Origin of the sequence: Streptomyces sp. NPDC056835 (assembly GCF_042789485.1) — a bacterium.
Classification (GTDB): domain Bacteria; phylum Actinomycetota; class Actinomycetes; order Streptomycetales; family Streptomycetaceae; genus Streptomyces.
In genome coordinates this window covers 330,135-355,064 of the sequence record NZ_JBHUBB010000002.1, presented here as the reverse complement: position 1 = coordinate 355,064, position 24,930 = coordinate 330,135, and the positions used below count along the sequence as shown (strand labels likewise).

The window sequence follows — 24,930 nt, the reverse complement described above, 5'->3', positions numbered from 1 at the left end:
GCCGATGGCGACGGCTTCGCCGAAGGGAGGGGCTTCGCCGGCGGAATGAGAGGGAGCGACTGTGCGCATCGTCCGTCACCACGAGTACGGCCCGTCCCGGGTACTGCGGACCGAGAAGGCGGAGCCGCCCGCCCACGGCCCCGAGGACGTGCTCGTCCGCGCGGCGGCCATCGGCGTCGACCACGCCGACGTACAGCGCCGCCTCGGCACCTTCCCGCTCGGCGCCCCGCCGCTCCCGTACTGCCCCTCCACGGACGTCGCCGGCACGGTGGTGGAGGTCGGCGACCGCGTGACCGGGATCGAGCCGGGACAGCGGGTCGTCGTATGGAACGCCCAGGACGCCTACGCGGAGTTGGTGGCCGCCCCCGCCGCGCGCGTACTGCCGCTGCCGGACGGCCTCGGCTTCGCGGAGGGCACGCTCCTGGGCTCCACCGGCCGGGTCGCCGTGCATCTGCTCCAGACCGCCCGGGTGGCCGCCGGGGAGACGGTGCTCGTGCACGCGGGCGCGGGCGCGGTCGGCCATATCGCCGTACAGGCGGCCCGCGCCCTGGGCGCGGAACGGGTCATCGCCACCGCCGGCTCGCCGCGCAAGCTGGACTTCGTACGGTCCCTCGGCGCGGACGCGGCCGTCGACTACACCCGGCCCGACTGGCCCGCGCGGGTCCGTGAGGCCGCCGGAGCCAGGCGCCGCGGGCCCGCGAAGATCGGCCGGACAGGACCTAAGGGCGTGGACGTCATCCTCGACGGCGTCGGCGGCCCCCGGCTCCTCGACGACGTCCGGCTTCTCGCGCCCTACGGACGGCTCGTGTTCTACGGGGCGTCCGGCGGCGACAGCGAGCAGCCGGCCATCCCGCTCATGGAGCTGATGGGCATGCGGCACGTGACGGGCTTCAGCATGGCCACGATGCTGCGCAGCGCTCCCGCGCTCGTGGAGGAGGGCGTACGGCTGCTGGTCCGGCTCGTCAGCGACGGCTCCGTACGGCCGGTGATCCACGAGCGCGTGCCGCTCGACGAGGCCGCCCGCGCGCATGACCTGCTCGAACAGCGCGTCAGCATGGGCCGCGTCGTGCTCGTACCGTGAGGGGCGTAGTCTCGACTGGCACGATTTGGCAGACATTTTGGCGGAGATAGTGGGAGGCGGCCTGATGACTGCATCTGTTCAGGATGTGGGTCTCAAGCGCGAGCTGGAGGCGAAGATCCGGGCCGGCGAGCGGCTGACCCGCGAGGACGGCATCGCGCTGTACGAGTCGGACGATCTGGCCTGGCTCGGCGGTCTCGCTCACGAGGTGCGCACGCGCAAGAACGGTGACGTCGTCCACTTCAACGTCAACCGTCACCTCAACATGACGAACGTCTGCACCGCCTCCTGCGCCTACTGCTCGTTCCAGCGCAAGCCGGGCGAGAAGGACGCGTACACGATGCGCATCGAGGAGGCCGTCCGCCTCGCCAAGGCGATGGAGGGCGAGAACCTCACCGAGCTGCACATCGTCAACGGCCTCCACCCGACGCTGCCGTGGCGCTACTACCCGCGCTCGCTCAGCGCGCTGAAGGAAGCCCTCCCGCAGGTCTCCCTCAAGGCGTTCACCGCCACCGAGATCCACCACTTCGAGACGATCTCGGGCCTGTCGGCCTCCGAGATCCTCGACGAGCTGATCGAGGCCGGTCTGGAGTCGCTGACCGGCGGCGGCGCCGAGATCTTCGACTGGGAGGTCCGGCAGCACATCGTCGACCACAACACCCATTGGGAGGACTGGTCGCGCATCCACCGGCTCGCGCACGAGAAGGGGCTCAAGACCCCGTCGACGATGCTGTACGGGCACATCGAGGAGCCCCGCCACCGCGTCGACCACGTACTGCGGCTGCGTGAACTCCAGGACGAGACCGGCGGTTTCCAGGTCTTCATCCCGCTGCGCTATCAGCACGACTTCGTGGACATGAAGGACGGCAAGATCCGCAACCGCCTCCAGGCCCGTACGACCATGGCCACGGGCGCGGAGGCGCTGAAGACGTTCGCGGTCTCCCGGCTGCTCTTCGACAACGTCCCGCACGTCAAGGTCTTCTGGGTGATGCACGGCGTCCAGACCGCCCAACTCGCACTCCAGCACGGCGCGGACGACATGGACGGCTCGGTCGTCGAGTACAAGATCACGCACGACGCGGACAACTACGGCACGCCCAACAAGCTCGGCCGCGAGGATCTGCTCGACCTCATCCGTGACGCGGGCTTCCGGCCCGTCGAGCGGAACACCCGGTACGAGATCATCCGCGAGTACCCGGGCCCCGACGCCGACCGCCGCGAGTCCCCGCAGCCCATGCGGGTCTGAGCGGGCGCACGGGTCCGAGAGGGATACGGAACAGGGCATACGGAACAGGGCGCACGGAACAGGGCACACGGAATGGCGCTCATATTCGAGCTGGATCCGGCGGTGGACCCCGCCCTGCGCGACGGAGTCCTCGCGCTCTGGACGGACGTCTCCAACGCGGGCGGTGCCGTCGGATTCGTACCGCCGGTCACGGTGGACGACATACGGCCCGAACTGGTCAAGCACCTCGTGGCCATGGCCGAGGGCCGGGTCCGGCTGCTGGTCGGATACGACGAGGAGGGCGCCGTCGCCGCGACGGCGTTCCTCACGCTCAACACCCACCGGCTGATGCGGCACTGGCTCTGGCTCTACACCGTGATGGTCCACCCCCGCCACCAGGGCAAGGGGTACGGCCGCGACCTGATGGCCGCCGCCGCGGACGCGGCCCGAGGGATCGAGTCCATCGAGGCGATCCGGCTCACCTGCCGTGGGGGCACGGGCGTCGACAGGTTCTACGCCTCCTGCGGCTACAAGGAGGTCGGGCGGGTGCCGGACGCGATCAGGGTCGCCCCTGGTGACGACCGTGACGACATCACCATGCTCCTCCCGCTGAACCGGTACTGAACAGGCCGTGCTTGACTGGTAGGACTCGGACATACCGCGACGTCGGACCTACGGCGACGTCAGTACGCCACGAATACGCCACGAATGCGCCACGTAGAGAAGAGAGAGGGCCCGCTGTGACCGTTTCGAAGACGAGCGCCACGATCCGGTACACCGCGATGCGTCTGGGCATCTTCGTCGGCTGCTTCGTGGTCGTCGCCGGCCTGGTCCAGTTCGGTGTGCTGCCCAAGGGGCTCGGTGACTCCAACTTCATCTGGGTGCTGCTGCTCGCGATCGTGATCTCGGCGCCGCTCAGCTTCGTCCTGCTGCGCAAGCAGCGCGACGAGATGTCCGCGCAGATCGTGGGCAAGGTGGACGGCGCGAAGTCGCGGCTGGAGGCGAACCGCGCCCAGGAGGACGGCGTCATCCAGTAAGAGGCCGCGGGGCGCCACGTAAGCGCCACGTAAGCTTTCTCACATCGCGACACCCCAGCTCCGGAGCCGTCCCTCCAGGGCTGGGGTGCCGTGTTTTCGGGCTCTTTCGGCGCTTTTTCCGGCACTTCGTACCCCAAAGAAGTCCTTTGAGCTTCCCAAAGTTCAAGTGTTAACGTGTTCGACATGAAGACAGCAGTGCGTCACCGCCGCCACCGGGGCATCCCGCTCGTGGCGCGCCTGCATGTCGATCTCTGCCGCTGTATGTCCGCGGTCTGTTGCCGCGCGGTCTGACCCGGCATCATGCAGCGGCGCCCCTTCTGAGCCTCCCGAGTCCTTGCCCTCCGGGTCCTCCCGGTTCTCCGGTCCTCCCGAGCCCTTCGAAGCACGAGCGCCGCACCCCTGTCCCGTATGGCCCCGATACGTCATGTCTGGAGTGTGTTCGTGTCCGCGAACTCCGCGTCCACCGCCCCCGAGAAGCCGGCTGAGCCCAGATCCGGCCTCCGTAATCCCAAATTCCCGTTCTGGGCGCAGATCGTCGCCGGTCTGGTTCTCGGTGTGCTGCTCGGCTGGCTCGCCCGCAGCCAGGACATCAGCTGGCTCTACACCACCCTCGACAAGATCGGCAGCATCTTCGTCCAGCTGCTGAAGCTGGCCGTGGCGCCGCTGGTCTTCTTCGCGATACTGGTGTCGATCACCAACCTGCGCAAGGTCAACAACGCGGCCAGGCTCGCCTCCCGCACGCTGCTCTGGTTCATGATCACCTCGTTGATCGCGGTCGCCATCGGCCTCGCGATCGGCCTGATCACCAACCCCGGCTCGGGCACCGGCCTCACCCCGAAGGACGGCAAGGCACCCGAGGGTTCCGGGTCCTGGATCGACTTCCTGACCGGCATCGTGCCGACCGACGTCATCACGCCGTTCACCGAGCTGAACGTCCTTCAGATCGTCTTCATGGCCGCCGTCGCCGGAATCGCGGCACTCAAGCTCGGCCCGAAGGCCCAGCCGATCCTCACCCTCAGCGAAGCCGTGCTCGAACTGCTCCAGAAGGCCCTGTGGTGGGTCATCCGGCTCGCCCCGATCGGTACGGTCGGCCTCATCGGCTTCGCCATCGCCGACTACGGCTGGGACCTCATCGGCAAGTACGCGACCTTCACCGCCGACGTCTACATCGGCTGCGCGCTGGTCCTCTTCGGTGTCTACCCGCTGCTGCTGGCCACCGTCGCCAAGGTCAACCCGCTCCAGTTCTACAAGGGCGCCTGGCCCGCGATCCAGCTGGCCTTCGTCTCCCGCTCCTCCGTCGGCACGATGCCGGTCACCCAGAAGGTCACCGAGCGGCTCGGCGTCCCGAAGGAGTACACCTCCTTCGCCGTACCGTTCGGCGCGACGACCAAGATGGACGGCTGCGCCGCCATCTACCCGGCGCTCGCCGCGATCTTCATCGCGCAGATCTTCGACGTCCAGCTGGGCATCCAGGACTATCTGCTGATCGCCTTCGTCTCGGTCGTCGGCTCGGCGGCCACCGCGGGCCTCACCGGCGCGACGGTCATGCTGACGCTGACCCTCTCCACGCTGGGGCTCCCGCTGGAGGGCGTGGGCCTGCTGATGGCGATCGACCCGATCCTGGACATGATGCGTACGGCCACGAACGTGGCGGGCCAGGCGCTGGTCCCGGTCATCGTCGCGGCACGCGAGAAGATCCTCGACCACGACGCGTACAACTCGGCCTCGGCGTCGCCGGTGGACGACTACGACAGCGCGGACGAGACGCGCGGGGCGAAGGTCCCGGTCGCCGCGTAAACCACCCGCGTCGCCGCGTAACGCACACGCGCGAAGCGCACCTCGGATCGCCCCCGTCCTCCGCTGAGGCCGGGGGCGACGTGCTGTCGGATGGCTGGTCGTCGCGCCCCGGCCTCCATAGGTGCGCCGTACACGAATCCAGGCCCGGCGGGGGTCGGCCGTCGCCTCACCTCTGGGCTCACCGCCAGGGCCACCGGTCACAATGCGGTCGATCCCGGGAGCCCCGATCATGGGATGAGCGAATCGAATGGACGACACCCGTTCGGGCGCCGGCACGGGCCCGATCCGCACCGGATGAGGGATCTGTGATGAAAGATTTCGCTGGGGCCAAGTGGGGCTACGTGACGCGCAGAATCGACGACCGGGACGCGACCGCGCCCGGTGGGTCGGTTCGCGAGCCGCAGCTCGGGGATCTTGTGGTAGCCACCGTGGCCCACCTGGGCGAGCTCGACCATCTGGAGGATGTCCATGGTCGGCGCGTCCGTCTCTACTGGGGCGACATCGTGGTGGGTGCATACGGCAACCGGTACGCCACGGACTTCTACGAGGGTTACCTGCCGACCGGGCCCAACGTTCATCTGCTGACGGCGGGCGGCCTGGTGGGAACGGTCGCCTCGGCGCATACGCGACGGCTGCCACCGACCGAGCTGAACGTGATCGGCACCCTGAACGACCGGTCCGGGATGCCGCTGTCGCTGGAACACTACGCGCGGACGCCGTCGCCGCACACGGCTCCGGATTGGGGCACTCTGGTCGTGCTCGGCTCGTCGATGAACGCGGGCAAGACCACGACGGCGTCGGCCCTGGTGAGCGGCTGGACGCGAGCCGGACTGGCTGCCGGTGCGGGCAAGGTCACCGGTTCCGGCAGCGGCAAGGACCGCTGGATGTACATCGACGCGGGCGCCAGTACCGTGGCCGAATTCCTCGACTTCGGTATGTCTTCGACGTTCGGCTACCCGGTCGAGCGGCTGCGGACCACGATGATCTCCATCCGCGATGCCCTGGTAGACGACGGTGCGGACGCGGTCGTCCTGGAGATCGCCGACGGGCTGCTGCAGTCCGAGACACGGGCGCTTGTCGAGTGCCTGCCCGGATTCGCCCACGGTGTCGTACTGGCGGCGGCCAACGCGCTGGACGCGGCGGCCGGGGTGACGATCCTGCAGGAGCTGGGGGTCCCGGTCCGCATAGTGAGTGGCCTGGTCACCGCCAGCCCCCTCGCCTCCCAGGAAGCACACGCGGCCACGGGACTGCCGGTCCTGTCCCCGCCACAGCTGGCGAACGGCGCGGCCGTGGACCTGGTGCGCGCACCGGCCCGGCAGACCGTCGCCACGGCGGAGCCCGTCGCCGACGCCGGTGTCCGGAGTTGATGCCCGTGATACCGGCGATCGTCTACATACCTGACGGACGTCCCTGGCCCGGGCAGTTGCGTGAAGCCGCCCTGGACGTCCTTGAGCTGGGGCCGGCCGAAGTGGTGCTGCCCGAGGCCACGGTCCGTGACGAGCGCGGCGGGCGGCTGTTCGACGGCTCCACGTTGATGTTCGAACCCGCGGCCGGTGGCGGCCCCCTGGCCGACGCCGTCGCGGACCGGCAGGCCCGAGCATTCGGCGTGATCAACACGGCCTTCCACGTCCAGCGTGCCCTGCGGTTCGCTTCAGCCCTGCTCGGCCACCCTCTTCCTCACCTGCTGGTCAGAATCGGGATGCACAACCAGCCCCGCCGCTGGCGCGGAGGGCACTACCGGCTTCCCAGGGCGTCGCTCACGGACGAGCCCGCCGCTCTCAGCTGTGCGGGCGAGGTCCATCTGGGGGGCGGCGCCGGATTCGTCCCGGCACCAGGTGGCGGCCGGTATTTCCACGCCCCCGCACACAACGCCGCGATCATCTGTCACGAGGTCGGCCATCATCTGTGCCGGCACACCGCGGACTTCCGGCTCAACAGGCTGCGTCCCCCGGCGCAGCAGACCAACCTGAAGGTCGCCCTGGACGAGGGCACAGCAGATGTCCTCACGGCCATCCTGCTGGGCACCTCGGACATCTACGGCTGGCACCGCGGGGCCATCGCCGAGTGGGACCAGCGGCGCCGCAAACTGCAGCCCCGGTGGACAATGGCGCACTTCCTGGGCGGACGGGACCAGGACCCGCACGCCGACGGAACCGTGTGGGCATCGGCATGCTGGTCCGCCCGTGAGCGGGTCGTCGCCACGGGCGCCGACGCCGCGCGCTTCGACGCGGCGCTGCTGCGCGGCATGGAGTCGACCGGAGCCGATGCCGCCCGGCTGACCAAGGACGCTTTGAACGAGCGCCGCCAGTTCTCCCGGCTGCTGTCCGCGATCACGCGTGCCGCCCCGGGACTCGCGCCGGTGGTGCTGACCGCCATGGCCGAGCACGGCGTTCACCCCGGCGCGAGCAACACAGCTCTCAAAGACGCAGCCCGCGCCGAACTGGTCGGGGAGGTGGGCGGATGAAGTCCCGCCGGGACGATGTGGGAATGCTGCGGCACCTGTGGCGATTCCGTTCCTACGGGCGCCCGCACCTGCGCACGCTCACGCTCGGCGTGGGACTGCGCATCGGAGAACTGATCGCCGACCTGGCGGCACCCTGGCCGCTGGCGCTGGTCATCGACAACGTACTCAAGGGCCGGTCCAGCGGCCCACTGACCTGGCTCACGGGCATCGTGGGCTCGTCCCCGCTGGCCATGCTCAGCGTGGCCGCCGCCGCACTGCTGCTGATCACTCTCGCCTCGGGGGCGTTCGACTACCTCGGTGACCGTGTGATGAACAGCGCCGGAGAGCAGATCACCGCGGAGATCCGCACGGACGTCTTCGCCCACATGCAACGGCTCCCCATGAGCTACCACGACCGGCAGGCCGTCGGGGAACTGACCAGCCGCGTCGCGATCGACACCAGCCGGATCCAGGACGCTCTGGTCGACCTGTTCTCCACACTTCTGCCCGGACTGCTGGCCCTCTCGGGCTACGCCACCGTCATCCTCTTCGTCGACTGGCGCCTGGGGTTGATCGCGATCGGGGGCGCCCCGCTGATATTCCTCACGGCCGCCCGCTACACCCGGCTGACCCGCCAGACGGAACGGCGGCAGCGCGCCGCCGAAGGACACCTCGCCGCCTTCGTCACCGAATCCCTTCAAGGCATCCGAACCATCCACGCCTTCGGCCGCCAGGACCTGCACGATGAACACTTCGCCACCAGCAACAGCACCACCCTCAGCGCCGGACTGCGCAGCGTCGAACTGCGGGCCCGATTCACCCCGCTGCTCGAAGCCGCCGCCGCGGTGGCCACCGCGGCACTGCTGTGGGCGGGCGGCCTCGGTGTCGTGAACCACTGGTGGAGCGTCGGGCTGCTGGTCGTGGTGACCAGCTACCTCAAGGACATGATCAAGCCCATGCGATCGATGTCCCGCCTGTCGATCACCTTCCCCCAGGGCGCGGCCTCCGCGGAACGCGTCGCCGCCATCCTCGACCAGCCACCCCCGCCCCCGACACCACACCGGCGCCTGCCCGACCGCGCCACCGGCCGAATCGACCTGCACGACATCACCCTCGACTACGGCCGCGGCCCCGTCCTGAACCACTTCGACCTCACCATCCACCCCGGCGAACACCTCGCGCTGCTCGGACCCAACGGCTCCGGCAAATCCACCGTGCTCTCCCTCATCGCCGGGCTCTACCCGCCCACCCGCGGCCGCCTGCTCCTCGACGGACTCCCCCTCGCAGACATCCCCACCATCTGGCTGCACCGCCAGATCGCAGTCGTGCTGCAGGACACGTTCCTGTTCTCCGGGACCATCGCCGACAACATTCGCTACGCCCGACCCGACGCCGGCCCGCACGAGGTCGCCGGGGCGGCGGAGGCGGCCCTGGTCACCGAGTTCACCGAACGCCTGCCTGATGGCCTGGGCACCCGGCTCGCCGACCGGGGCGCCGGACTGTCCGGCGGCCAGCGCCAACGCGTCGGCATCGCCCGCGCCCTGCTTGCCGACGCCCCCGTTGTGCTGCTCGACGAACCCACCACGGGACTGGACAACGCCGCCGAAGACCTCGTCGTCCGCGCGCTCGGCCGCCTGGTCGAGAGCAGAACGGCGGTCATGACCACCCACCGGCCGGCGATCACCCGCCTTGCCACCCGCACCCTCCATCTCGACGACGGCACCCTGCTCACGTGCCGCGGTCCGTCCTCGGCGTCGGCGTCGGCCCGGCGGGAGGCCGCGCGGGCGACCCGGCGGGCCGCCTGACGGGGCGCGATCGAGGCGATGGACCTGAGACGGCCGGAAGATCACGGGCCGGGTGTCCGCGCTTCCGGCGAACCGTAGGCTTACCGGGGTTTGTTGACCGGCGGGGTTGTCGGCAGTGCGGGAGGAAGTCTGACGTGGGTGCGGTGAGCGCCGGCCGACCGTCAGCTGTGGACCGGTCTGGTGGCGTTCTTCGCGCACACGGCGGCGAACTCGGACGGCTGGGCGGTACTGCACCATCAGGCGCGTACGCACGGCGAGCCGTTCGCGGCCGAGGCCACGAAGACGCGGGACACGCTGGTCGCCTATGTGATGGGACTGATCGGCGCGACGGCCCGCGAGGCGCACGGCGCGCCCGATCTGGCCGACCGGGATGTGGCCGGGCTGGCCCAGGCGCTGGTGGGCGCCGCGGAATCGCTCGCGGCGTGGGCGAACGGGACTCCGGGCATCTCGGCGAAGGAGGCCGCGGCGACGCTGATGAACTTCGCCTGGACGGGCCTCGGGAACCTCATGGTGGGGGAGCGCTGGACGGAGAAGGCGCGGGGGAGGGCGGAGGGGACGGAGACCCGGGGGGAGGGGCCGAGGGGTAGTCGGGGTGGCCCCCACCCGCCATGACCCACTCCGGGTGCCCCCGACTACCCCCCATCCCGAACCCGCGCCCACTCACTTTCCCCGCACGGCCACTCGTATACAGTCCGGCCCATCGAATTCGAACAGGAGTTCCATATTTCGATATTGGTGAATGATGAGGTCCGATGGGGAAGCGGAGCCGGAAAGGCAGGAGCCCCGCTGTCCCCCACCCGAGTGGGGAAAGCAGGGCTCCTTGGTTACTGCGTAAGTCGTGCGCGATCGCCGACCCGGGCAACTAGGCCGGGGTGACGTTCTCCGCCTGCGGGCCCTTCGGGCCCTGAGTGACGTCGAAGTTCACGACCTGGTTCTCCTCAAGGGAGCGGAAGCCGGTCGCGTTGATCGCGGAGTAGTGGACGAAGACATCCGGGCCGCCGCCGTCCTGGGCGATGAAGCCGAAGCCCTTTTCAGCGTTGAACCACTTGACGGTTCCGGTAGCCATAAGCCCTCCTTGGGCCAAAGGGTTGCCCTGCTCCAGAACCTGCAAAGAAGTCTGAAAACTACAAAAGCCTGCGGGTCACATGCTCCGCAGGCTCTGTACTGCAAGGGAAACCAAACTGCAACTTGCGGCGAGCCTAGCACGCAGCACATGTCCAGCGGTAGAGGGAAAGATCACTTCACCCGGACGTTTGTATAGGGCTCTGACGTGCTGACGAGCCACGCCGCAACCGAGCCCCGGAGCGCTCCCGCACCCGACGCGGGTCTAGCCTCGCGCTGTGGACAGTCCAGCGGAAAGTACAGCGGCAGAAGCATCACGGGCATCAGAGGCATCAGAGGCATCAGGGGCATCCGGCGCGGCGGCACCTCCGGCCGTGACCCCCGTGACCCCCGTGATCCCCGAGATCACCGGGTCCCCCGAGACCTCCGAGACCCCCGAGATCACCGGGTCCCCCGAGGCCCCTGTGGCGGCCGGTGGTGACGACGATCAACGCAGTCGGCCGCGTGTCGGCCATATTCAGTTCCTGAACTGCCTGCCCCTCTATTGGGGCCTCGCCAGGACCGGCGCCCTTCTCGATCTGGAGCTGACGAAGGACACTCCCGAGAAGCTCAGCGAACAGCTGGTGCGAGGCGAGCTGGATATCGCTCCCGTCACCCTCGTCGAATTCCTCCGCAATGCCGACGACCTTGTCGCCTTCACCGATCTCGCGGTCGGCTGCGACGGACCTGTCATGTCCTGCGTCATCGTCTCGCAGGTACCGCTGGACCAGCTGGACGGCGCCCGGGTGGCTCTCGGCTCCACGTCCCGTACGTCGGTACGCCTGGCCCAGCTGCTGCTGAGCGAGCAGTACAAGGTCGCCCCCGACTACTACACGTGTCCGCCGGATCTCGGTCTGATGATGCAGGAGGCCGAGGCGGCCGTCCTGATCGGTGACGCCGCGCTGCGCGCCTCGCTCTACGAGGCTCCCCGGCTCGGCCTCCAGGTCCACGACCTGGGGCAGATGTGGAAGGACTGGACCGGCCTGCCGTTCGTCTTCGCTGTGTGGGCGGCGCGCAAGGACTATCTGGCGCGCGAGCCGAAGGTCGTACGGAAGGTCCACGAGGCCTTCCTCGCCTCCCGGGATCTCTCCCTTGAGGAGGTCGCGAAGGTCGCCAAGCAGGCGGCACGCTGGGAGACCTTCGACGCGGAGCTGCTGGAGCGGTACTTCACGACGCTCGACTTCCGCTTCGGCCCCGACCAGCTCGCGGGCGTAAGGGAGTTCGCACGCCGTACCGGCCCGACGACCGGATTCCCGGCCGATGTACGTGTCGAGCTGCTCAAGCCCTGACCTCCGCCGTACCCCTACCCCCTAGTCTGCTGAGTGGAAGTCCGTCGGGACAGACACAGGACAGGACTCGACTGGACTCGACAGGGTTCAAGAGGGGGACGGGGGACGGGGAATGCAGCCGCTGGAGGCCGGCGATCCGGCGACCATCGGTCCGTACCGGCTGCTCGGGCGGCTGGGGTCGGGCGGAATGGGCAGGGTCTATGTCGCCCGCTCGCAGGGCGGCCGTACGGTCGCGGTCAAGGTCGTCCATCCGCACTTCGCGATGGACGAGGAGTTCCGGGCCCGCTTCCGTCGCGAGGTGGACGCGGCGCGACGCGTCGGTACGGGCCCCGACGGGCCCCGCTGGTCGGCGCCAGTGCTGGACGCCGGTCCGGAGGCAGCCGTTCCGTGGGTGGCCACGGCTTACGTAGCGGGCCCTTCACTGACCCATGCCGTCGGGACGTACGGGCCGCTGCCCGAACATTCCGTACGCGCGCTGGGCGCCGGTCTCGCGGAGGCGCTGGCGGCCGTGCACGGCCTCGGGCTGGTGCACCGGGACGTCAAGCCGTCGAACGTACTGCTCGCCCCGGACGGACCCCGGCTGATCGACTTCGGTATCGCGCGTGCCACGGACGGCACCGCCTCGCTCACCTCGACCGGTGTCTCGGTCGGATCGCCCGGCTACATGTCGCCCGAACAGATCCTCGGCAAGGCGGTCACGGGCGCGGCGGACGTCTTCTCGCTGGGTGCGGTACTGGCGTACGCGGTGACGGGTACGAGCCCCTTCCCCGGCGACTCCTCGGCCGCGCTCCTCTACAAGGTGGTGCACGAGGAACCCGAACTGGGCTCCCTGCGCGGCGAACTGCGGGAACTGGTCGCGGACTGCCTGGCCAAGGACCCGTCCTCACGGCCTGCACCGGCCGACATCGTGCGCCGGCTCGTCACCGATGGGGCCGGCGGGGCCGGCGGTGCCGACGGGGCCGACCGGGCCCGTGGCGTGGAGGGGCTGGTGGCCGCAGGCTGGCTGCCGGTTCCGCTGGTCGAGGAGGTCAGCCGGGCGGTGGTCCGGCTGCTGCACCTGGAGGCGGCGGCTCCGCCCGTGAACGTACCGGCGGTCTCCCCGGGCGACTCACCCGAGGACGCCTCGCTTCCCGGGCCGCGGTTCTCCGTATCGGTCTCCGCCGACACCAGTACGGGAACGGGAACGGCGACGGGGACGGGAACGGTGACGGGAACGGGCCCCGACTCCGACAACACCACCGGCACCGGCACCGGCACCGGACGTCGCGCGCGCAAGGTCAGTTGCACGGTGGCCCTGGCCGTCGCGGGTGCCATGGCCGCCGTGATGGTGGGCAGCGCGTTCCTCTTCGATCTCCTGCCCGGCGGTGGCGACAACGACTCCGTCTCCAAGGACCAGGCCAATCCGTCGTCAACCGTCGCGGCCTCGAAGCCCGCGACCGGCGACGGGTCCGGGTCCGGGTCCGGTTCCGTACCCGCCGAACTCGTCGGTATCTGGGACGGCGAGGTCACCGCCGCCGGACTGCCCGCCGGCACGATGAAGGTGACCATACAAACGGGCTCCACCGGCGAGCGGGTCGGCAAGGCCGAACAGACCGACATACTCGGCAACTTCATCTGCGAGGACCTGCTCACCCTCACCGGTGTCGAGGGCAACACCCTCGTGGTCGACGCCCGGCGCGGTCCGCGCAGCAAGGACATGTGCACCGAGAGCACGACCGGCCTGCGGCTCGGCCTCGAAAGGGACGGTCTGCGCTACCTCTCCGAGGACGCGCGGGCGGGCAGTCCCACCGGCATCCTGACGAAACAGAGGTGAGCGGCCCGCTTCCGCGCACAGCCGACCGCACCGATCCGCACAGCCGACCACACCGCACAGCCGACCGCCCCGCCCCGCGCGGCACCCGCACCGCCCTCCCATCGCCCCCCATGGCACTCGCGGCTCGCCACCACCCCTGGCGTACGCTGGATCGGTCTCACAGACCCCTTGGGAAGGACCCGCACCGGTGACCGAGAAGGCCGACCTCACGTCCGTAAAAGTCACTGGCAGCCTCACTGATGTCCTGGACCGCGCCGCCGCCGGTGGCCGCGTCACCCCCGAGGAAGCGCTCGACCTCTACCGCTCCGCGCCGCTGCACGCGCTCGGCGCCGCGGCCGACGCCGTACGCCGTCGCCGGTACGCGGGGACCGAGCACATCGCGACGTACATCATCGAGCGGAACATCAACTACACCAACGTCTGTGTGACGGCCTGCAAGTTCTGCGCCTTCTACGCAGCGCCCAAGGACACCGCCAAGGGCTGGAGCCGCGACCTCGACGACATCCTGCGCCGCTGCGCGGAGACCGTGGAGCTGGGCGGCACGCAGATCATGTTCCAGGGCGGCCACCACCCGGACTACGGCGTCGAGTACTACGAGAAGCACTTCGCCGCGATCAAGAAGGACTTCCCGCAGCTGGTCATCCACTCCCTCGGCGCCTCCGAGGTCGAGCACATGGCCCGGATCTCCGGTGTCTCCGTCGAGGAGGCGATCCAGCGCATCCACGCCGCCGGTCTCGACTCCTTCGCGGGCGCGGGCGCCGAGTTGCTGCCCGCGCGCCCGCGCAAGGCGATCGCGCCGCTCAAGGAGTCCGGCGAACGCTGGCTGGAGATCATGGAGACCGCGCACGGGCTCGGGGTCGAGTCGACGTCCACGATGCTCATGGGTACGGGCGAGACCAACGCCGAGCGCATCGAGCACCTTCGGATGATCCGTGACGTACAGGACCGGACGGGCGGCTTCCGCGCCTTCATCCCGTACACCTACCAGCCCGAGAACAACCACCTGAAGGGCCGGACGCAGGCCACCCTCTTCGAGTACCTGCGCATGATCGCGATCGCGCGGATCTTCCTCGACAACGTCGCTCACATCCAGGGCTCCTGGCTGACCACGGGCAAGGAGGTCGGCCAGCTGTCGCTGCACTACGGCGCCGACGACCTCGGCTCGATCATGCTGGAGGAGAACGTCGTGTCCTCGGCCGGTGCCAAGCACCGTTCCAACCGGCTGGAGATCATCGATCTGATCCGCAAGGCGGGCCGCGTCCCGGCACAGCGCGCCACGACGTACGAGCACCTTGTCGTGCACGACGACCCGGCGAACGACCCCGTCGACGACCGGGTCCAGTCGCACATCTCGTCGACGGCGATCGAGGGCGGTACGGCACACCCCGAGCTGAAGCTCATCGCCACCAACTGAGCCAGTCGACCGGGAGGCCGCGCGGTGGAGACCTTGCATGTGGCCGACGAGCTGCGCCGCGCCTGGGACGCCGCCGAGCCGATCAAGGGCGGCAGCGTCGTGGTGGCAGGCGACCGGATCGGCGCGGTCGGTACGTTCGAGGAGCTGCGGGAGCGGTTCCCGGGCGCGCGGGTGCGGAAGTGGGCCGGGGTGCTCGGTCCCGCCCGTGTCCACGAGGGGCCGCTGCCCGACGCCCCGACCCCGCGCGAGCGGATCCACGCCGTACTGAAGCTGGGCGCGGTGGCGGTCCTGTCCGAGCACGCCACGGCCCCGGGGCTGCGCGCCGCCGCCGCGCGCGTGGGCGTCCTCGTACTGCCCGCCGTCCGGCGTACGGAGATCACCGAGACGGAGCGCGCCGATCTCGCCGTGTTCGACGCGGACGGACGCTGCGTCGCCACGGTGTGCGCGGGCCGGCTGGTGCACCGCCGCGCGTAGCGCCCCGAGGCCCGGGAGCGGAGGCGTACGGGGGAGTGGCCCGGCCCGGTCGGCACCCGCCCTGCCACAATGGAGCGCGTGACCCGAGCCTCCCTGGACAAGCAGCCGCACGAAGTCATCTCGATGTTCGACGACGTGGCGGAGAAGTACGACCTCACGAACGATGTGCTCTCGCTCGGCCAGGCCAGGCTGTGGCGCAAGGAGGTCGCCAAGGCCGTGAAGGCCCGCCCGGCGGAGAAGGTCCTCGACCTGGCCGCCGGCACCGCCACCTCCTCGATGTCGCTCGCCGCGACCGGTGCGTACGTCGTGCCCTGCGACTTCTCCCAGGGCATGCTGCGGGAGGGCAAGAAGCGGCACCCGTGGATGCCGTTCACGGCCGGGGACGCGACGAAACTGCCGTTCGCCGACGGGGTCTTCGACGCGGTGACGATCTCCTTCGGCCTGCGCAACGTCCAGGACACGGACCTCGCGCTGCGCGAGCTGTACCGGGTGACGAAGCCCGGCGGGCGGGTCGTGATCTGTGAGTTCTCGCACCCGACGTGGGCGCCGTTCCGTACGGTCTACGAGGAGTACCTGATGCGCGCGCTGCCGCCGACCGCGCGTGCCGTGTCCTCCAACCCCGACGCGTACGTCTATCTCGCCGAGTCGATCAGGGCCTGGCCGGACCAGCCCGCCCTCGCGGCGCGGCTGAAGGGGGCGGGCTGGTCCAAGGTGGCATGGCGGAATCTGACGGGCGGGATCGTGGCGCTGCACCGGGGCGTACGCCACTGATCGGCAGGGGCTACCGGCTCGCAGCTCTCGCAGCTCTCGCAGCTCTCGCAGCTCTCGCAGCTCTCGCAGCTCTCACTGCCCTCCCTGTTCCCGCAGCTCTCACTGCTCTCACTGTTCCCGCAGCTCTCACTGCTCTCACTGCTGTCACAACTCCAGCCGGAAGCAGTACGCGGTGTCCCCCGTTGACGCGATCGGGTACGTCTCCGCCAGCTCCATCCCGAGCCGCCGCGTCACCGCGACCGAGCGTTCGTTGCGGGAGTTGACCATCGCCACGACCCGGCCCACCCCCGCCGCGCGCACCCGCTCCAGCGTGGCCCGCGCGGCGGCCGTCGCGTAACCGCGCCCCCAGTACGTCCGCCCCAGCCGCCAGCCGATCTCGATCTCGCCGACCGGCCCGAACGTCTCGTGCGGCCAGGGCTGGGCGCCGGTGAAGCCGATCACGTCACCGTCGTCGTCCGTCATCGTCCAGAAGCAGAAGCCGCGCTCGGCGTCGTGCCTGCGCTGCCGGGCGGTCAACTCCTCGTACACGGACATCTCCGCCGAGGCGCCGCCGTGGAACTCCATCACCTCGGGGTCGTCGAAAACCCGGTGCCAGCGGAACGCGTCCTCCTCCGTGGGGACGCGGAGCTGCACCACAGGGAGCGGTTGGGTCATGTTGTTCACGAGGGCAACCCTTCGGTGGAGGTAACGGTGCACCCCCATAGACTGCACATGCCCCGTGCCGCCAGGTACCCAAATTCGAGTCTTCGGGAGAACCCGCTGTGACCGAGCCCCTCTCCGAAAACCGCGCAGATGTGATTGTCGTGGGTGCCGGCCCGGCCGGTTCCACCACCGCCTACTACCTCGCCAAGGCGGGCCTGGACGTCCTGTTGCTGGAGAAGACCGCGTTCCCGCGCGAGAAGGTCTGCGGCGACGGCCTCACCCCGCGCGCCACGAAGCAGCTCGTCTCGATGGGCATCGACATCTCCGAAGAGGCCGGCTGGCTGCGCAACAAGGGGCTCAGGATCATCGGCGGCGGTGTACGGCTCCAGCTGGACTGGCCGGATCTGGCCGCCTACCCGGACTACGGCCTGGTCCGTAAGCGTGACGACTTCGACGAACAGCTCGCCCGCCAGGCGCAGAAGGCCGGCGCGCGGCTGCACGAGCGGTGCAACGTCGGTGCCCCGATCACCGACGACCGCACCGGCCGCATCACCGGCGTACACGCCAAACTGGGCGAGGAGAAGACCCCGGTCACCTTCCACGCGCCGCTCGTCGTCGCCGCCGACGGCAACTCGACCCGGCTGTCCCTGGGCATGGGCCTGCACCGCCGGGAGGACCGGCCGATGGGCGTCGCCGTTCGTACGTACTTCACCTCACCCCGCCACGACGACGACTACCTGGAGTCCTGGCTCGAACTGTGGGACCGGCGCGGCCCCGGCGCGGACCGACTGCTTCCCGGCTACGGCTGGATCTTCGGCATGGGCGACGGCACGTCCAATGTCGGCCTCGGCATCCTCAACTCCTCCTCCGCCTACAAGGAGCTGGACTGGCGCGAAGTGCTCAAGGCGTGGTGCGCCTCGATGCCGGAGGACTGGGGCTACACGCCGGACAACATGACGATGCCGATCCGTGGCGCCGCGCTGCCCATGGCGTTCAACCGCCAGCCGCACTACACCAAGGGCCTGTTGCTGGTGGGTGACGCGGGCGGCATGGTCAACCCGTTCAACGGAGAGGGCATCGCGTACGCCATGGAGTCCGGCCAGATCGCCGCCGACGTCATCGTCCAGGCCCACGCCCGCGCGACCCCCGCCCAGCGCGAGATGGCACTGCTCCACTACCCGAAGGTCCTCAAGGAGACCTACGGCGGCTACTACACGCTCGGCCGCGCCTTTGTGAAGCTCATCGGCAACCCGAAGGTCATGAAGATCGCGACGCAGCGCGGTCTGACGCATCCGCTGCTGATGAAGTTCACGCTGAAGATGCTGGCGAACCTGACGGACCCGACGGGCGGCGACGCGATGGACCGCATTATCAATGGGCTGTCGAAGGTGGCCCCCAAGGCGTAAGACGGAGGGGGTAAGGCGCAGGGCTCGCCTCGGCCCTGGAACCCGTCGGCCCTGGAACCCGTCGGCCCTGAAACCCGCATCGGCGCTGGAACCCGCATCGGCCTCGGGTCCAATGGGAGGCCGTCTCAGCCTCGGGTCCACTTCTTCAGGGCGGCCCGGTCGGCGAAGTTTCCCACGTTCGTGTCGACCGGGGTGTCCGTGTATTGGTGGAACTTCCACGCCGCCTTGATCCGGGGCTTCCCGGCGGTCACATAGTCGGCGATCCACAGCGCGTCGCCCGCGTTGCTGGTGGTGTCGCGGTGCAGCCAGTAGTACTGCCCGCAGTACAGCCCCACCCGATGATTGGACCCGCGCAGCCGCTTCACCTCGGCAAGGAACGTGTCTTTCTCGGCGCACGAGACCCCGTCGTCCTCCCAGTCGGCGAACAGCGGGTCGTACTCGACGCTGGCGCACTCCGCGACGAAATACCGCGCCTGCGCCTTCATGTCACCGGGCCGCAGGAAGTGATAGAACCCTGTCACCAGCCCGGCGCCCCGGGCGCGCGCGGCCTGCGCGTTCATCTTGGGGTTGACGTACGACGTGCCTTCGGTGGCCTTGATGAAGACGAAGTCGAGGCCGGCCGTGCTGTAGCTGGAACTCTGGTGTGACGAGACGTCGATGCCTTTTGTGGTCATGGGGGGAGGCCTCCTGCGCGGTGGTTCAAGTGTTTCAACTCTCCTCTACCCAACCGTGGTTCGTAGGGATCGCGCTGGCGTATCGGCGACAGCCACGACATCTTTACGAGTGAAATCCCGCAGCTGAGGGAACTCGCGCCTGTCCTCGCACTCCGAGCACTTCGCCCATCCGGCGATCACGCGCGCGACGCGGCAGGGGGAGGCGTCCGTCGAGGCGCGGCGTGGGCCCGGCGTGGGCCCGAGGTAGGCCCGTGGGCCCTTCGGAATGGGCCTTGTGCGTACGTACTGTGCCGATATACGTGCCACGGGTGGACGCCTGGGCCGGAGATCTTAAGCAGTTTGCTGGAAGGGTTTTCCCTTGTCGGACTCACAGGGCCTGGCGTTTCAGGCCGGCATACCCGCGCAGCGCTGGGAGTTGCCGAGAGCGCTCGCCGCGACCCGGGTTCTGCTGTATCTGATGTTCGCTCTCACGTTGCTGGGCGGCGTCGGCGTGGTGAACTCGCTGCTGGAGCTGGGTACTCATATCACGCCGACGCTCTCTCTGCTGGCGCTGTACGCGGTGGCGCCGGGGATCGTCGCGGTGATTCTGGCGCGGCGACTGTGGACGGGTGGGAGAGTCGTCTGGTTCGCGTTGGTCGGGCTTCAGGCGTGGCTGTTGGTCGGCAGTGTGGTGAATCTGTACGGGGGTTCGGCGCGGGGGCTCAGCCAGCTTCTGTTGCCGGGTGCTCTGCTGGCGTTGGTGAGTGCGGGTGCCGGCCGGGCCTGGTTCGAACTGCCCGTCGAGCAGCGGGCTGTGAGGCCGCGTTGGACGCGCGAGCGGTTGCGTCGGGAAGCGTTTCCGTCGATTCCGCACATGATCGGGTGGCGCCGGAACCGTGGTCAGGGGACGGTCGAGTACGTAGGCATGGTCGGTCTGGTCGCTCTGATCATCGGCACGCTGGTTCTCAGTGGCGTGGGGACTCAGGTCGCGAACGGTCTCCAGACGGCGGTCTGCAACATTCTTGGCGGTGACTGCGAGAGCGACACGGTCGCCGGCGGCGGTGGTGACTCCGGTGGTGGTGACTCCGGTGGTGGTGACAACGGTGGTAACTCCGGCGGTGGGAACAGCGGCGGTGGATCCGATGGTGGGTCTGACGGCGGTGGGTCTGATGGAGGTTCGGACGGCGGTGGTTCGGACGGTGGTGGTTCGAATGGCGGCGGGTCCAACGGTGGTGGTTCGAACGGTGGCGGCTCGAACGGCAGTGGTGGGAACAGCGGCGGTGGATCCGACGGTGGGTCTGACGGTGGTGGGTCTGATGGAGGTTCGGACGGCGGCGGTTCCAACGGTGGCGGTTCGAACGGTGGTGGATCTGATGGCGGTTCGGACGGCGGCGGGTCCAACGGCGGTGGCTCGAACGGTGGTGGATCTGATGGAGGTTCGGACGGCGGCGGTTCCGACGGCGGCGGTTCGAACGGTGGCGGTTCCAACGGTGGTGGCTCGAATGGTGGGTCCGACGGCGGTAGTTCGGACGGCGGTTCCGACAGTGGTGGTTCGGATGGCGGCGGTTCGGATGGCGGTGGTTCCAACGGTGGCGGTTCGAGCGGTGGTGGCTCGAATGGCGGCGGTTCCAACGGTGGCGGTTCGAGCAGCGGTGGTGGTTCGAATGGTGGTGGTTCGAGCAGCGGTGGTGGCTCGAACGGTGGTGGCTCGAACGGTGGTGGTTCGAGCAGCGGTGGCGGTTCCAACGGCGGCGGTTCGAGCAGTGGTGGCTCCAGTGGTGGTGGGTCGAGCAGCGGTGGTTCCAGTGGTGGTGGGTCGAACGGCGGTTCCGGCGGAGGTTCGAACTGCACGTCGGTCATGGGCCCTGCGGGCATCATCACGCACTGTGATGACCCGGATGACCCGGATGAGCCGGATGAGCCGGATGAGCCGGATGACGACGACAAGGACGATGACAAAGACAAGGACGACGACGGCAAGGAAACCGTTTGCAATCCGGTCATGGGTCCTGCGGGTATCACCCAGCACTGCACGGAGGTGGATAAGCCGGACGAGCCGGATGACGACGACAAGGATGACGACAAGGACGACTGTCGGAACAAAAATGTCGCCTTCTACGGCAGTGTGACCGCTGGCGCATCCGGCAGCGGGCGCTACACGCTCGCCTCGGCCGGTACTCGTACGCCCGTTGTCTTCAGCGGCAGCGTCCTCGCGGCCGGCTCCGGATTCTCCACTCTGAACCTGATGTCCACGGTCTCCGGGTCCACCATCGCCGGTGTCGACGCGTTCGACGATGTGAAGGACCGGCTCACCATCGCGATCGGCCTCACGGACCCGCCGCCTCCGCCGATCAAGGAAGACCCCGAGCCGGAGCCCGAGCCGGAACCGGAACCGGAGCCCGAGCCGGGGCCGGAGGACTGCCCCGTCGGCAAGCCCAACCCCAACCCTCATCCAGAGGTGATGGAGGACGACTACGACATCAAGATCACGGGTGTCGACCAGGAAGACATCAAGTGGCGCGACTCGGACGAGCCTCTGTACCGCTTCGATGACCGTCCCCCCGAGGACATCTTCCTGAACGGCTTCGATCCGAAGAATCCGGACAACGGGGATCTGTACGACTACGTCACGCAGAACACGGACTCGGCGTTCGTCGGGACAACGAGGAACGAGCAGCCGGATCTGCTCTACGAAGACAGGAAGTACCGCTACGACATCGATCCGCCGGGGGGAATCGACGTCAACGGGACCCTCGGGGACAACAGTCGCTGGTCCAGCGAAGAGGAGGTCGCCTTCCCCGGCGGGATCGATTCGAGGTACATCAAGGGCGCCTGGGAGATCAACCCGGACGGTAGTTTGGGCAAGTACATACCGAACGACAAGTGGTACGAGCCGCCGAACGAGCGAGACTGACGGCTGAGCCGTACGTATGGCCCTGTGCGGTGACCGATCGGTCACCGCACAGGGCCGTCGTCATGCCGGGTGCTGAGGGGGAGCGGGACGGGGCGTACGGTCCACTCCGTCCAGAGGCCACGGTGACTGAGCGAGAATCCACACGGCTCGCCCCGGTGCAGCGCCCCGACCGCGCCGATACAGCCGCCACCGTCCACCCAACTCAGGGCGCGCTTGAGCTCGATGGGGGTGAGGGTGGCGGCGAGGTCGCGAACGGCCTTGCGGATGGCGCGGATCGCTTCGACGGGGGTGGTGGCTACGTGGTGCGATGCGTCGGCGATGCCGTCGACGGAGAGCGGGCTGTAGGTGACCCGCTCGCACCAGAAGGCTTGGTCTGTGCCGGAGTTGGGCATGGTGGGGCCTCCTGGCGGGCGGCATGGGCACTTCGCGCGGCGGGTGGGTGGAGCTGGGGGTTGTCCCCTGCCTTTGGCCGGCGTGACGAGCGGCGGGCAGGGGACAACCTTTCTGGACTCCCCCAACTGGCGCAGAAGGAGGGGGAGTTGTGCGACGCGCAGCGGGCACGGCACGGCAGAGCTGTGCCGAGGGTTCTGCCCGTGGCGGCGACACGTGGAGACGTTAGCGTTTGCTGCGGACGCGTATCAAGTGTTTACGTCTAACGAGTGATACGGCATATGCCGATGGGTAGTACGAGAGGGTGCGCGGGATCAGGCTAGGTCGTCGAAATCACCCTGCTTGGCGCCGTCGAGGAAGGCGCGGAGCTGGGTGCGGGTGGTGTGGATGACGACGTCGGGGGTGTCGCTCTCGCGCATGAGGATCTGGCCGTCGTGCTCGGCGAGTTCGAGGCAGTTGCTGCCATCGGCATTTGAGGACCTTGAGGATTTACGCCACTGAATATCCATACCTTCATGCTTGCCGTGGTGTCCCGGCAGCGAAACGGGCGGTCCCACCTGCGCCGGTGGGGCCGCCCGTCTCGGGGATGTGGTGGTCGCTCAGGCGAGGTTGTCGAACTCGCCTTCCTTGGCGCCGTCGAGGAAGGCGCGCAGCTTGGCGGGGGTGGTGTGGATGATGACGTCGGGGTTGTCGCTCTCGCGCATGAGGATCTCGCCGTCGTGTTGGGCGAGTTCGAGGCAGTTGTTGCCTTCAGCGTCCGAAGACTTCGAGGACTTACGCCACTGAATATCCATTGTTCTCACGCCTTCATACTTGTTGTGCGATCTTGCGGATGAAGTCTCGTGAACTCTCCGGATCGAGCGACCGCTCCTCAGTCCGATCCAGCACCGCTCGATAGTTCGCGAGACGCGTATCAGCATCCAGGAACTCCGGCCCGGTTGCTGTTTCCATCTGTACGGTATCGAGCTGCGGAACCGGCCCGTACACGTAGTGTGTCGAACTGCTTGCGTTCGGGAAACCGCCCGCCGTGAACGGGATCGCACGGATGGTGACGTTGTCGCGATCCGACTCCTTGAGCAGGTAGTCGAGCTGGCTACGGGCGATCTTGGAGCCGCCATACGTCATCCGTAGTCCGGCCTCGTGGATAAGGAACGTGCAGTTAGGAGGGTCTTCCCGGTCGAGTACGTCGCGCCGCTTCAGTCGATGCGAGAGTAGGCGGCGCTGGCGCGCGGGACTCGGCGATGGCACGGCTTGCGCGAAGACTGCGCGCACGTAGTCCTCGGTCTGGAGCAGGCCGGGCATATGCATGATCTGGACGGCTCGAATGCCGGTGGCGTGATGTTCCAGTTCGGCAAGATCGAGTGGACCACTGGAGAGGTCGCCTCGGTAGTCTTCCCACCATCCGTTTATGCGCTCTGCGGCCATGTCGGCGAGTGCGTCGATGTAGGCCTTGTCGGGGCATCCGTAGCTGTCGGCCCATGCGCGAACTCGTTCGGCACTCACACCGAATCGCCCGGATTCGGTGTTACTGATGGTGGTGCGGTCTGTACCGAGCAATGTTGCAGCCTCGGCCAGCATCATGCCGGTGTGCTCCCGGATCTTGCGCAACTCCGCACCCAATCGACGCTGGCGCGCAGTGGGCGCCTTCCTCGGTGGCATCGGCCTCTCCTCTTGTTTAGCTCAGCATTGCGAGTGTCCTGATGGTAGTCCACTCGTTACCAAGACGCTCCAAGTGCGTACAACATGTCGTACGTGACGCTATGGTCGTCTCAGCATCGCGTCGCACGTCAGTAAGACCGAAGTGCAGCCGCTTTGGCGCGCCTTGAGGCGCGCTGTCGCGGTCATCGCCACGGATGGCGGGCCACGCGTCAGTTCAGACCGCACCGCGTTGGGAGAACGACATGACCACCGTGACCGCCACCGCAACCCCCGTACCCCCGCCACCTCAAGACAGCGAGACCTACCGGCTCGCCCTGCCTAACACCGCGAGCGCGGCCAAGGTCGCGCGTGACTTCGTCACGTCGCTGCTGGGGGTGAACCGGCACCGCGGCCTCGTCGATGACGCACGACTCTGTGTGACCGAGGTGGTCACCAACGCCCACCGCCATACCCATACGTCGCTGATCCGCGTGCATGTGACGGTCGACCACAAACAGGCGACGGTCTCCGTGGCCGACGACAAGCCCTGGGCCTTTCCTGTGCCGGCCGAACCGGTTGCCGTGTGCGTGGGGCGTGAACAAGAAGGCGGGCGGGGGCTGATGCTCGTGGACAGCCTGGCCCGTGCGTGGGGATTCACGATCTACGGTGGCCGCTCGCCCAAGCTGAAGGCGGTCTGGTTCACGCTGTCCGAGGCCAGGAACGAGGTGGCCGGGTGATGGAACCCGTAACGGACCCGGCGCTGTGGGGTGTTGTGTCGATCGCGTTGAGTGCGATCGTGCTGGTGGTGGGGGTGTTGTACGCGGTGATGCCGAGCCCGGAGGGTGCTCTTCCGCCGGTGCCGCTCGATGCGGAGGAGGGGTTCACGTACACGTGCTACTGCTGCCCCGACCCGGTGCGTGTGACGGTCCGTGCGCCGCAGGCGCACTTGGTGGGGCGGGTGGCGGGTGGTCGACGTCAGGTCAGGACCGAGGGGTAGTCGGGGGCACCCGGTGCGTTCGATGGCGGGTGGGGGCCGCCCC

24 protein-coding genes and 1 pseudogene are annotated in these 24,930 nt (G+C 68.5%); 18 read left to right on the top strand and 7 right to left on the bottom strand.

What is annotated here, in order from left to right:
* The first annotated feature begins 61 nt into the window (after positions 1-61).
* The 9 genes and pseudogenes from ACFRMN_RS04145 to ACFRMN_RS04105 all read left to right on the top strand — a co-directional run.
* Positions 62-1,081 (top strand): zinc-binding alcohol dehydrogenase family protein, encoded by a 1,020-nt coding sequence (locus ACFRMN_RS04145; protein ID WP_383012829.1) that lies wholly within the window; start codon positions 62-64, stop codon positions 1,079-1,081.
* Between the two features lie 64 nt (positions 1,082-1,145).
* On the top strand, positions 1,146-2,324 hold the full coding sequence (mqnE, locus tag ACFRMN_RS04140) for an aminofutalosine synthase MqnE (RefSeq protein ID WP_383012826.1): 1,179 nt from the start codon (positions 1,146-1,148) through the stop codon (positions 2,322-2,324).
* A 72-nt stretch (positions 2,325-2,396) separates the two neighbouring features.
* Positions 2,397-2,927, top strand: a complete 531-nt coding sequence (locus ACFRMN_RS04135; protein WP_383012823.1) for a GNAT family N-acetyltransferase — start codon at positions 2,397-2,399, stop codon at positions 2,925-2,927.
* Positions 2,928-3,085: 158 nt separating this feature from the next.
* Complete coding sequence (locus tag ACFRMN_RS04130; RefSeq protein WP_383013056.1) at positions 3,086-3,340, top strand: DUF4229 domain-containing protein; 255 nt, start codon at positions 3,086-3,088, stop codon at positions 3,338-3,340.
* 441 nt (positions 3,341-3,781) lie between these two features.
* Complete coding sequence (locus tag ACFRMN_RS04125) at positions 3,782-5,137, top strand: dicarboxylate/amino acid:cation symporter (protein WP_383012821.1); 1,356 nt, start codon at positions 3,782-3,784, stop codon at positions 5,135-5,137.
* A 308-nt stretch (positions 5,138-5,445) separates the two neighbouring features.
* Entirely contained in the window at positions 5,446-6,504 is a 1,059-nt protein-coding gene (locus tag ACFRMN_RS04120; RefSeq protein ID WP_383012818.1) for a DUF1611 domain-containing protein, read from the top strand.
* Positions 6,504-7,601, top strand: a complete 1,098-nt coding sequence (locus ACFRMN_RS04115) for a hypothetical protein (protein ID WP_383012815.1) — start codon at positions 6,504-6,506, stop codon at positions 7,599-7,601. Before ACFRMN_RS04120 ends, ACFRMN_RS04115 begins: the two co-directional genes overlap by 1 nt.
* Positions 7,598-9,385: an ABC transporter ATP-binding protein gene (locus ACFRMN_RS04110; RefSeq protein ID WP_383012812.1), complete on the top strand. Its 1,788-nt coding sequence runs from the start codon at positions 7,598-7,600 to the stop codon at positions 9,383-9,385. The genes ACFRMN_RS04115 and ACFRMN_RS04110 overlap by 4 nt, the downstream gene beginning before the upstream one ends.
* A gap of 150 nt (positions 9,386-9,535) precedes the next feature.
* Positions 9,536-9,997, top strand: a pseudogene (locus tag ACFRMN_RS04105) (hypothetical protein); the annotation flags it as partial.
* A 250-nt stretch (positions 9,998-10,247) separates the two neighbouring features.
* Here ACFRMN_RS04105 and ACFRMN_RS04100 read toward each other — a convergent pair.
* Positions 10,248-10,451: a cold-shock protein gene (locus tag ACFRMN_RS04100; protein ID WP_017948713.1), complete on the bottom strand. Its 204-nt coding sequence runs from the start codon at positions 10,449-10,451 to the stop codon at positions 10,248-10,250.
* Between the two features lie 460 nt (positions 10,452-10,911).
* On the opposite strand from ACFRMN_RS04100, the gene ACFRMN_RS04095 reads away from it, so the two are divergent.
* From ACFRMN_RS04095 to ACFRMN_RS04075, 5 genes are all read left to right on the top strand, one after another.
* Entirely contained in the window at positions 10,912-11,775 is an 864-nt protein-coding gene (locus ACFRMN_RS04095; RefSeq protein ID WP_383013053.1) for a menaquinone biosynthetic enzyme MqnA/MqnD family protein, read from the top strand.
* Positions 11,776-11,887: 112 nt separating this feature from the next.
* The gene (locus ACFRMN_RS04090) at positions 11,888-13,588 is read left to right on the top strand and encodes a serine/threonine-protein kinase (protein WP_383012809.1); all 1,701 of its coding nucleotides are present in this window, start codon (positions 11,888-11,890) and stop codon (positions 13,586-13,588) included.
* A gap of 187 nt (positions 13,589-13,775) precedes the next feature.
* Positions 13,776-15,002, top strand: a complete 1,227-nt coding sequence (gene mqnC / locus ACFRMN_RS04085; RefSeq protein WP_383012806.1) for a cyclic dehypoxanthinyl futalosine synthase — start codon at positions 13,776-13,778, stop codon at positions 15,000-15,002.
* A 24-nt stretch (positions 15,003-15,026) separates the two neighbouring features.
* A complete protein-coding gene (locus ACFRMN_RS04080; protein ID WP_383012804.1) occupies positions 15,027-15,476 on the top strand; it encodes a hypothetical protein in 450 nt (149 codons plus the stop codon).
* A gap of 78 nt (positions 15,477-15,554) precedes the next feature.
* Entirely contained in the window at positions 15,555-16,247 is a 693-nt protein-coding gene (locus tag ACFRMN_RS04075) for a demethylmenaquinone methyltransferase (RefSeq protein WP_383012801.1), read from the top strand.
* 144 nt (positions 16,248-16,391) lie between these two features.
* On the opposite strand, the gene ACFRMN_RS04070 is transcribed toward ACFRMN_RS04075, so the two are convergent.
* Entirely contained in the window at positions 16,392-16,901 is a 510-nt protein-coding gene (locus tag ACFRMN_RS04070) for a GNAT family N-acetyltransferase (RefSeq protein ID WP_383012798.1), read from the bottom strand.
* A 107-nt stretch (positions 16,902-17,008) separates the two neighbouring features.
* On the opposite strand from ACFRMN_RS04070, the gene ACFRMN_RS04065 reads away from it, so the two are divergent.
* Complete coding sequence (locus tag ACFRMN_RS04065) at positions 17,009-18,295, top strand: geranylgeranyl reductase family protein (RefSeq protein ID WP_383012795.1); 1,287 nt, start codon at positions 17,009-17,011, stop codon at positions 18,293-18,295.
* 125 nt (positions 18,296-18,420) lie between these two features.
* On the opposite strand, the gene ACFRMN_RS04060 is transcribed toward ACFRMN_RS04065, so the two are convergent.
* On the bottom strand, positions 18,421-18,969 hold the full coding sequence (locus ACFRMN_RS04060) for a glycoside hydrolase family 25 protein (protein ID WP_383012793.1): 549 nt from the start codon (positions 18,967-18,969) through the stop codon (positions 18,421-18,423).
* 358 nt (positions 18,970-19,327) lie between these two features.
* Here ACFRMN_RS04060 and ACFRMN_RS04055 point away from each other — a divergent pair, with 358 nt between their 5' ends.
* Positions 19,328-21,862 (top strand): hypothetical protein, encoded by a 2,535-nt coding sequence (locus tag ACFRMN_RS04055; protein WP_383012790.1) that lies wholly within the window; start codon positions 19,328-19,330, stop codon positions 21,860-21,862.
* A gap of 41 nt (positions 21,863-21,903) precedes the next feature.
* On the opposite strand, the gene ACFRMN_RS04050 is transcribed toward ACFRMN_RS04055, so the two are convergent.
* The 4 genes from ACFRMN_RS04050 to ACFRMN_RS04035 form a co-directional block, all read right to left on the bottom strand.
* On the bottom strand, positions 21,904-22,254 hold the full coding sequence (locus tag ACFRMN_RS04050) for a hypothetical protein (protein ID WP_383012787.1): 351 nt from the start codon (positions 22,252-22,254) through the stop codon (positions 21,904-21,906).
* A 312-nt stretch (positions 22,255-22,566) separates the two neighbouring features.
* Positions 22,567-22,761: a DUF397 domain-containing protein gene (locus ACFRMN_RS04045; protein ID WP_383012784.1), complete on the bottom strand. Its 195-nt coding sequence runs from the start codon at positions 22,759-22,761 to the stop codon at positions 22,567-22,569.
* A 90-nt stretch (positions 22,762-22,851) separates the two neighbouring features.
* Entirely contained in the window at positions 22,852-23,046 is a 195-nt protein-coding gene (locus tag ACFRMN_RS04040) for a DUF397 domain-containing protein (RefSeq protein ID WP_383012782.1), read from the bottom strand.
* Positions 23,047-23,059: 13 nt separating this feature from the next.
* On the bottom strand, positions 23,060-23,911 hold the full coding sequence (locus ACFRMN_RS04035; protein WP_383012779.1) for a helix-turn-helix domain-containing protein: 852 nt from the start codon (positions 23,909-23,911) through the stop codon (positions 23,060-23,062).
* 242 nt (positions 23,912-24,153) lie between these two features.
* On the opposite strand from ACFRMN_RS04035, the gene ACFRMN_RS04030 reads away from it, so the two are divergent.
* Positions 24,154-24,627: an ATP-binding protein gene (locus ACFRMN_RS04030; protein WP_383012776.1), complete on the top strand. Its 474-nt coding sequence runs from the start codon at positions 24,154-24,156 to the stop codon at positions 24,625-24,627.
* Positions 24,627-24,887 carry a hypothetical protein gene (locus ACFRMN_RS04025; protein WP_383012773.1) on the top strand — a complete coding sequence of 87 codons (261 nt, stop codon included), beginning with the start codon at positions 24,627-24,629 and terminating at the stop codon, positions 24,885-24,887. Before ACFRMN_RS04030 ends, ACFRMN_RS04025 begins: the two co-directional genes overlap by 1 nt.
* Positions 24,888-24,930: the final 43 nt, after the last annotated feature.